The sequence below is a fragment of the Actinoallomurus acaciae genome (genome assembly GCF_042429965.1).
Taxonomy (GTDB): Bacteria; Actinomycetota; Actinomycetes; order Streptosporangiales; family Streptosporangiaceae; genus Actinoallomurus; species Actinoallomurus acaciae.
On sequence record NZ_JBHLZP010000712.1, the window covers coordinates 734 to 4133 of the forward strand.

Genomic DNA, 3400 nt, shown 5'->3' on the forward strand with positions numbered 1-3400 from the left:
CCAGTCGCCCAGGTCGGCCAGTCGCCCAGGTCGGCCAGTCGCCCAGGTCGGCCAGTCGCCCAGGTCGGCCAGTCGCTACTCCGTAGCATCCGGCCTCCGGGCAGGGGTCCGCCGAGACCCACTCCGTAGCCGCTGGCGGCCAGGCAGGGCGTCCGGACCGCCACGGCTGTTCGGTCCGCCCATCCCTTGGATCGGCTGAGGTGCGCCCTGTGTGACGGACACCGTGCCGCCAGCCTCGTGCCGACGAACTCATGTCCGTCACGCAGCCCATGCGCGGACCTCCGGGCGTCTCGCCCGGAGGCCGCCCAGCACAGCGGCCCGTCGCTCCCTCCCCCACCGCGTGGCGGCGCTCACGGCACGACGCCGCGCTCTCCTAAGACACGGCACTCTCCTTCCGGGCCGGGTGGAGGCGGAGGACGGCGCTGGCCGCCTCCACCTCGTACAGGCCACGAGGGCCCGTCGGGCTTCTCCAGAAGCGGTGTCGTAACGCTCCCCGTACCTCGATGACGTCTCCGTGGGCCCACGTGCGGACGGCGGTCTGGATCTTCGGGTCGTAGGTCACGCAGCGGATGGTGTCGATGGCGTCCTGGGGCGACCTCGCGTCCGGGTGCTGGACGATGAGGCGCCAGACGGCCACTTGGTCATCGCCCGATAACGTCCGCCACTCCGGTGCTCCAGAGAGCCTTCCCACCAGGACGATCTCGTTGACGTGCTCCACCATCGGCTCCTCTCGTGATCGGCCGCCGTCTCCCCTGCTCGGCCCTGTATCTACGATGGAGGTTCGCCAACGACCGCATAAGGCCTCCCGCACACCTGTGGACAACCATCGGAGACGGCTATGGAGAACCTCACCGACCTGGGCAATGACGTCTTCGAAATCGACACGCGAATGGCCGGATATTCGGGCATAACAGCCGGTTATCTCATTCGTTCGGAGCGGCCTTGTCTCGTCGAGACCGGGGCCGGGAACTCCGCCGAGGTCGTACGCGACGCGTTGTCGGCGGCGGGGATCGGGCCCGGTGATCTGGCGACCGTCGTCGTCACCCACATCCATCTCGACCACGCGGGCGGGGTCGGGGACGTCGCCCAGATGTTCCCCGACGCGGAGATCGTCGTCCACGAGAAGGGCGCCCGGCATCTGGCCGATCCGAGCCGGCTGATGGCCAGCGCGCGCAAGGTCTGGGGATCGGCCCTCGACTCCCTGTTCGGCGACCTGAAGCCCACCGACGCCGTACGGATCCGCGCGGTCGAGGAGACCGGGGCCGTCGACCTCGGCGGCGGCCGCCGCCTGGAGAGTCACTACTCCCCCGGGCACGCCCGGCACCACGTGGGGCTGCTCGACTCCCTCACCGGCGACCTGTACGTCGGTGACGCGGCGGGCGTCTACATCCCGGAGACCGCGGACCTGCGCCCGGCCACGCCGCCGCCGGACTTCGACCTCGACAGCGCTCTGGCCTCGCTCGACCGGTTCCGCGCGCTCCAACCGACACGTCTGCTGTTCAGCCACTACGGGCCGGTGGAGCTCGCGGACGAGACGCTCCAGCGGTCGGCCGAAGAACTACGACTCTGGGTCGAGATGGTGACCGAGGCGTACGACCAGCGTCTCGACCTCGATCACGCGGTCGCCATGGTCCGGGAGCGCACCGACGAGCGCTACAAGGCCCTCGCGCCGGACGCCGACCCCGCCGTGGCCGAGAAGGTCGAGGTCATCTCCGCGACGCGGAACAACGTCGCCGGGATCATGCACACCCTGGAGAAGGACTCCGCCCGGGGCTGAGCACCGGGCGGAGTCCGCGAGCGTACGGGGGACGCGTCAGGCGTCATCCGCCTCGTCGTCGATGATCTCCAGGCCCTCGATCTCCGCGTATCGCTCCGCCGCGTCCGTCTCGCCGTCGCGGTCGGCGGCGGCCGCCCGCGCGAACCAGTCGGCGGCCTCGCTCTCGCGCCCCGCATCGGCCAGGGCGTCCGCGTACGCGTAGAAGAGACGTGCGGACCAGGGGCGGAGGCGCTCATCCTTGAGCTCGGGGATCTGCAGCGCCAGCACCGCGGCGTCGTGCTGGCCCAGGTCGCGCCGGGCGCCGGACTCGACGATCCGCATCTCGATCGCCTCGGCCGGTGGCAGCCGCTTCGCCTCTTCCGACCTCGCGAGGTCGAGCGCGCGCTCGGGCCGGCCGAGGCCACGCTCGGCGTCGGCCATCACGGACAGGTACGCCTCCTGCCCGGTCAGGCGCCGCGCGGCGCGCAGCTCGGAGAGCGCGACCGACCACAGACCCGCGTGGTACGCGGCGAGCCCGCACGCCTCCCGTACGACACCGACGCGGGCGGCCCTCCGCCGGGCCGCCAGAGTGTGCTGGTAGGCCTGCTCGGCGTCCTCGCCGAGCAGGCGGCCGGCCATCACGAGGTGCCGGGCGACGGACTGCGCCAGATCCTTCGGAAGCGTCCGCAGCTCGGACTTTGCCGCCCGATCCAGCTCGTCACCCGTCACGTCGTCGGGTACGGGCGGGCCCGGATCCCTCTTGGGCCGGGTCTCGTCCTCCGGACGGCGCTCGAAGGGCTTCCGGCCTCCCTCTGCGGTGCCGCGGCGGTCGGCCGGACGCCGCTGTCCGCGGTCGCCGGGACGGCCGCCCTCGCGACGCGGACCGCCTGAGCGGTTCTCCTCACGACGCCTGGGTGCCTGTCCCCGCCGCTCGGTGGAAGCGCCGTCGCGCTGAGGCGCCCTGCCGCCGGCTCCCGCGCCGTTCGTCTTCTCCCGGGGCCGGAAGCCGCCCTCGCGCCGTTCCCTGTCGTCGCGCCGGCCCGTCGCAGGGTTACGGCGACGCTCCTGGTCCTTGCCCTCCGAGCCGCGGCCGCCGGGCCGTGGCGTACGGCGGGAGTCGTCGCGTTTCCCGTACGAGCCAGCGCCGTCGCGCCGCTGGGGGCGATCACGGTAGGAGGTCTCGGAGTCGTTGTGGAACGGCCGGGGCCGACGTGGCGCGGTACGGCCGTCGTCGCGCCCCTTGTCGCGGGGCTTGGAGAAATCGCGGCCCTTCGCGTTTCCGCCCGCTCGACCGGATTCGGAACGGCCTGCGGAGCCGTCGCGTCTCGGTCCTCGGGACTGACGTCCCCCGGCCGAGTCGCGTCCGCCGTTCTGACGGCCGCGGGCTCCACCCGCACCGCCGGGCCGGCGGGCCTTGTTCTGACGCGGGCGCCGATCGTCCTCGTCGCCGTCCCGCCTGTCGTTTTCCGCGCTCATTACACCAGACCGTTCAGCTGGAGCCCATGGGTCTCCATTGTGCCGTGACAACGCAAAAAGGGCCGCCTGATCAGGCGGCCCTTTTCGTTTTGGTTGATGTCCGGCGGTGTCCTACTCTCCCACACCGTCCCCGGTGCAGTACCATCGGCGCTGGAGGGCTTAACTTCC

The 3400-nt window shown here is 71.9% G+C and carries 3 protein-coding genes and 1 rRNA gene; 1 reads left to right on the top strand and 3 read right to left on the bottom strand.

The window, feature by feature from the left end; genetic code table 11:
- Positions 1-373: 373 nt before the first annotated feature.
- Positions 374-721, bottom strand: coding sequence for a single-stranded DNA-binding protein (locus tag ACFFNX_RS45535; RefSeq protein ID WP_378212544.1), 348 nt, complete (start codon positions 719-721; stop codon positions 374-376).
- 117 nt (positions 722-838) lie between these two features.
- On the opposite strand from ACFFNX_RS45535, the gene ACFFNX_RS45540 reads away from it, so the two are divergent.
- Positions 839-1777, top strand: a complete 939-nt coding sequence (locus ACFFNX_RS45540) for an MBL fold metallo-hydrolase (protein WP_378212546.1) — start codon at positions 839-841, stop codon at positions 1775-1777.
- A 36-nt stretch (positions 1778-1813) separates the two neighbouring features.
- Here the strand turns inward: ACFFNX_RS45540 and ACFFNX_RS45545 are convergent, their stop codons facing one another.
- Together ACFFNX_RS45545 and rrf are read right to left on the bottom strand one after the other, a co-directional pair.
- Positions 1814-2485: a tetratricopeptide repeat protein gene (locus ACFFNX_RS45545; protein ID WP_378212547.1), complete on the bottom strand. Its 672-nt coding sequence runs from the start codon at positions 2483-2485 to the stop codon at positions 1814-1816.
- An 845-nt stretch (positions 2486-3330) separates the two neighbouring features.
- Positions 3331-3400, bottom strand: a 5S ribosomal RNA gene (gene rrf / locus ACFFNX_RS52465); the annotation flags it as partial.